Here is a 4267-nt window from a genome sequence, read left to right as displayed (position 1 = left end):
ACCACGAGATCGACTGGCTCACGTGAAAGAACATAGTCAAACTGCTTGCTATCGTGGACTGCGGTTACCTTCAGGGCATGCATCGGCGATGAGGCGCCGCATTGCGGCATCATCGTCAATGACAAGAACATGTTTCAACCGCACACCTCGTTTTGGGGGTTGCGCCCCGATCAGGGTTGCATTACCTGAATCTGCAAGCAAAAGGCATGTATTAGTGATGACATTACTTGAAATTGAACAACTGGTTCTCAAAACCCTCAACGCTCTAGTTGCCGAAAAAGTAGAGGTCTCGATGACAACCAGAATGCGGGATCTCGGCCTCGACAGCCTCGACTATAACGAGCTTGCTACGGCGATCGAGAGCCGACTTGGCTGGTTTGTCGACGATTACAAGCTCTGGCAATACGAGTCCGTAAGGCATGTCGCCGACGCCGTCGCCAGTCAGGAGTTGCGCACCGCGGAACCACCAGCAGTGCGGCAAGTGCTGGAGTAGTGCTGTAGGCACAGGTTACGGTGAGGGCAGCTTGGGCGGCGGTAGCTATGGCCATTGCTCCGCTGTGGTTTGTATCCGTGACTGGTGTGTTTGAGAACTGTTGGGTCAGCCCGGTCCATGTCGCAGTGCCGATGCCCCCTTGGTGGCGTTGCCCGCAATTGCGATCGCTGCGCCCAGGGCACCAATGCTGACGGTCGTTGTCAGGCCACCCGTTGAATTGTTGTCAGAGGCAACAGTGCCCACCACACCATCCCAATTGGTGGTCGTATCGACCGACATGTAGTCACGGAACACGCTCTCACTATACGTGGTCACGATCGTTGCCGTCGTACCGGTTGGCACGAGGGCTGACCACACTGACAGATAGACCACACCAGAATTGAAGATGCTTTCCACCTGAGCGAGAAGGGTGGCAGCCACACCCCCAATCGTCATACTGTTGACGGTCACTGCACTTTCGGTGTCAGTGGTCTCAGTTGTCACGATGACACGACGATTAGCGTGTGGCGCGACAAGAAGCGGAATGCTGGTGTGGGTGTAAACGGTCGTGGCAGTCGAGTCTTCGTGAGTGCCATTGAAGACCAGATCTATCGGGAACATTTTCTCCCAGACGCCCGAGCTGCGCACATAGACCTGTCGAGCCTTGGTCCAGAGGCTTGAGATTTTCACCCAGACGGCGCTGGCCGCCCCCAAGACCCCGGAGGCTTTGACGTAAAGGGCCATTACGGCTGCACCCAGAAATCACCGTCCACGCCGCCAGAAGGGGCAGCGGCCGAGATCGTGACGCTGCGATTTGCCATCGTGCCGACGCCGAGAAGCGCCTTGGTCTGGGCAATGGACTGCGGTCGACGATAATTGTCCCCGGTGCCGTCACTCGACACGCGACCGACGAAGCTCGTCACAGCGTCGGCACCTGTGGCGTAGGTCGAGCGGTACAAACGCGTCGTGATATCACCAGCGCCATCGCGCTGAGGCGATGAACATGTATGGCGAGAGCAGAACGTTTGGGGCGGGGCGGGACGAAGAGGTTGCGGAGGGCTGACAAGGTCGAGACGAAGCGTTGCAGGCCTCTCGGCGATCGGACCCCTGCATCATCCGCTCCCGTTTTCGCGGCGGCACATGGGAATTCTCCGCTCCGTTGTTCAACCCCTTGTGCGACCGGTGCTTGACGTCCGGCATCACCTGTCGCTTTGCCGCTCCATACGAGCGCAGCTAGTCGGTGATCATGCGCTTCGGCGCGAGCCCCTGCTTCTTCAACAGCCGCGTCAGCAAGCGCTTGGCGGCCTTGGTGTTGCGGCGGTTTTGCACGATTTCGTCCAGCACATATCCATCCTGGTCGACGGTGCGCCACAACCAAAGCTTTTTGCCGGGCGATGGTGACGACCACTTCGTTCAGGTACCAGACGTCATTCCGGCACGGCGGCTTGCGGCGCAAGCAGCGAGCGCAGTCCAGCCCGAACTTGATGCCCCACCGGCGACTTGTCTCATACGAAACCACGATGCCGCGTTCCAGCAGCATTTCCTCAACCAGGCGCAGGCTCAGCGGAAACCGGAAATAAAGCCAGACCGCGTGGGCGATAATAGGCGGCGGAAATCGGGGGGCGTGTAGCTGACGGCGGGCGTATTCATGCCCCCCGGCGTCCATGTCGCAAATCTTGACGATTGCTTTGTGTGTCAAGCCCGCCGCAGGTCTCAACGCGTTCAATGCAGACATTGTGAAAATCGCCCTATTCCGCCTTTTTTTACCGCCCCTTAAGTCCCCCGCTCGCATGCTTGTCGATGCCATTGAACTCATAGCCATCGGCCAAGGATTTTGGAAAATATGTTTCCGCTCGCAGCAGAAAACGTGAGAGTCGCTGTAGGCCTAACGTTAAGGGGAGAGAGCGGTTTGATTGGACGAAATGGGTACCGGAGTACCGAGTCATGAAGCCACGAGGTAATCTGGTCCGACTGAAGCAATTTCAGGTGAATGAGAAGCGGCGACAGTTGCACCAGCTAGACATCATGATTGCCGATTTCGAACGCATGGCGCGAGAACTGGACTTCCAGTTAAACGCCGAGGAAACGAAGGCCGGCATCTCCGATGTCAATCATTTCGCTTATCCGACGTTCGCCAAGGCCGCTCGCCTACGTCGTGACAACGTCAAGAATTCGCAATCGGACCTTCTGCGGCAGAGAACCGCAGCCGAGCCATGCCTCGCCGAGGCTGAAGCAGAGCTCTCCAAGGCGCAAATGCTAGAATCGCGCAGCGGCAGAGGCCACGACCTCGAACCCGGCAACCGAAGCGCCATGATCGGCTGAGCCGGATGGCTTCAGCGCGCCTCATTCGCGACACCCGACTGGCCGTTGGCGCGCGAGAGGCGTGCGGGCACTGTAAAGATATCAGCGTATTGATGCAGCGATAGCTGGTCGGGACGGCTGTCATGCTGCGGCGACATACGCGATTTTGTTCCAGATTTGCATGGCGGCGTTACGCAGGTATTGGGGGAAAGTGGAACTGGTTGGCACTCGGATCATCGGTGGAAACGAACCGCTGCCGGCGGATCGGCGCCTGGCGGCAACGCCTGGCGCTTTCGGCGGCGGCGGTAACGGCAAAGCAGGCTGGCCGGTCGAGGATGAAGCGGCACCTGCGCGATGCCGTTCTGCTCACGGCCGGGAGACGGGGTCGGCCCCGCCGGCCGGATGCTGCTCGCTTGGCGCGGCATCGTAAAGACAACCGACAGCTTATGAAGATGTGCGTACATTGGGCCATGTCAGAAGTTGCTCGTGATCCGCTCTATGGTCGCCACCGCTTTCCCGCCGAGATCATTGCGCACGCGGTATGGCTCTACTTTCGCTTTCCGCTCAGCCTGCGCATGGTTGAGGACATGCTGGCGGCCCGCGGCATCATCGTCACGCATCAGACCGTTCGAAGCTGCGCGGAGAAATTCGGACGGCATTCCGCCCAGGAGATCAATATCAGCCGGCTGCCTGGGCGACAAATGGCATCTCGACGAATGTGTCGTGGCTATCAGTGGCAAGAAGCAGTGGCTCTGGCGTGCCGTCGATCAGGACGGCTTCGTCCTCGAAGTGCTGGTACAAAGCCGCCGAAATGCCAAGGCGGCAAAGCGTCTGATGCGCAAGTTGCTGAAAGCTCAAGGGCGGACACCACGGATCATGATCACCGACAAGCTCCGATCCTATGATGCCGCCATGCGCGACCTCATGCCCGGCGTCGAACACCGGTCGCACACAGGCCTGAAAATCGAGCGGAAAATTCGCACCAGCCGACCCGACGACGCGAAAGGATCATGAAACGCTTCAAGTCGGCACGCCAGCTTCAGCGGTTCGTTTCCATCCATGATCCGATTGCCGACCTGCTCACTTTCCCTGCAATGCGCTGTCATCGGCTCAACATCGAGACCTGCGTAACGCCCCATGCAAATCTGGAACAAAATCGCGTGTGTCGCCACAGCGTGACAGCCGTCCCGGCCAGCTATCGCTGCATCAAGCCGCTGAAACTTACAGTGCCGGGCGCGCTGCTACCTGAATTTCCTTACCGCTCAATCAATGTGACAGCACCGATTCTTCTCAACCGCGGCATGCCCTAAATCGTCACTTGCGTTCCGATCTCGACGACGCGTCCGGTCGGGATCTGGAAGTACTCCGTCGCGTCGGCCGCCGTACGCGCCAGGCCGATGAACAACCGGTCCTGCCACACCGGCATGCCGGAATTGGGCGAGGCCTTGAGCGAACGCCGTGACAGGAAGAACGAGGTCGTCATGATGTCGAACT

The 4267-nt window shown here is 58.8% G+C and carries 5 protein-coding genes and 4 pseudogenes; 4 read left to right on the top strand and 5 right to left on the bottom strand.

Annotation, left to right across the window (positions count from 1 at the left end):
- Positions 1-138 (bottom strand): annotated as a pseudogene (locus NKJ37_RS31810) (DNA-binding response regulator); the annotation flags it as partial.
- Here NKJ37_RS31810 and NKJ37_RS31805 point away from each other — a divergent pair.
- Positions 89-493, top strand: a complete 405-nt coding sequence (locus tag NKJ37_RS31805) for an acyl carrier protein (protein WP_084555543.1) — start codon at positions 89-91, stop codon at positions 491-493. The pseudogene NKJ37_RS31810 and the gene NKJ37_RS31805 overlap by 50 nt on opposite strands.
- Before the next feature lie 105 nt (positions 494-598).
- Here NKJ37_RS31805 and NKJ37_RS31800 read toward each other — a convergent pair whose 3' ends face one another.
- The 3 genes and pseudogenes from NKJ37_RS31800 to NKJ37_RS31790 all read right to left on the bottom strand — a co-directional run bounded on the left by NKJ37_RS31800 (position 599) and on the right by NKJ37_RS31790 (position 2122).
- A complete protein-coding gene (locus NKJ37_RS31800; RefSeq protein WP_352776429.1) occupies positions 599-1216 on the bottom strand; it encodes a hypothetical protein in 618 nt (205 codons plus the stop codon).
- Entirely contained in the window at positions 1216-1395 is a 180-nt protein-coding gene (locus NKJ37_RS31795; protein ID WP_031194388.1) for a hypothetical protein, read from the bottom strand. Before NKJ37_RS31795 ends, NKJ37_RS31800 begins: the two co-directional genes overlap by 1 nt.
- Positions 1392-2122, bottom strand: a pseudogene (locus NKJ37_RS31790) (IS6 family transposase). The gene NKJ37_RS31795 and the pseudogene NKJ37_RS31790 overlap by 4 nt, the downstream one beginning before the upstream one ends.
- A gap of 294 nt (positions 2123-2416) precedes the next feature.
- Here NKJ37_RS31790 and NKJ37_RS31785 point away from each other — a divergent pair.
- The 3 genes and pseudogenes from NKJ37_RS31785 to NKJ37_RS31775 all read left to right on the top strand — a co-directional run bounded on the left by NKJ37_RS31785 (position 2417) and on the right by NKJ37_RS31775 (position 3952).
- On the top strand, positions 2417-2794 hold the full coding sequence (locus tag NKJ37_RS31785; RefSeq protein WP_023679574.1) for a hypothetical protein: 378 nt from the start codon (positions 2417-2419) through the stop codon (positions 2792-2794).
- 122 nt (positions 2795-2916) lie between these two features.
- Positions 2917-3168, top strand: a pseudogene (locus NKJ37_RS31780) (DUF1403 family protein); the annotation flags it as partial.
- A 75-nt stretch (positions 3169-3243) separates the two neighbouring features.
- Positions 3244-3952: pseudogene (locus NKJ37_RS31775) on the top strand (IS6 family transposase).
- A 127-nt stretch (positions 3953-4079) separates the two neighbouring features.
- On the opposite strand, the gene NKJ37_RS31770 reads toward NKJ37_RS31775, so the two are convergent.
- The coding region (locus NKJ37_RS31770; RefSeq protein WP_352443283.1) for a KUP/HAK/KT family potassium transporter at positions 4080-4267 on the bottom strand (188 nt) is incomplete at its 5' end.

The sequence above is a fragment of the Mesorhizobium sp. M0140 genome (assembly GCF_040322475.1).
Classification (GTDB): domain Bacteria; phylum Pseudomonadota; class Alphaproteobacteria; order Rhizobiales; family Rhizobiaceae; genus Mesorhizobium.
This window is presented reverse-complemented; position numbering and strand designations above follow the sequence as displayed.

Coding starts and splice junctions, on each gene's coding strand:
- NKJ37_RS31800 (WP_352776429.1), bottom strand. CDS start 1,216: ATGGCCCTTTACGTCAAAGCCTCCGGGGTCTTGGGGGCGGCCAGCGCC.
- NKJ37_RS31785 (WP_023679574.1), top strand. CDS start 2,417: ATGAAGCCACGAGGTAATCTGGTCCGACTGAAGCAATTTCAGGTGAAT.
- NKJ37_RS31805 (WP_084555543.1), top strand. CDS start 89: ATGAGGCGCCGCATTGCGGCATCATCGTCAATGACAAGAACATGTTTC.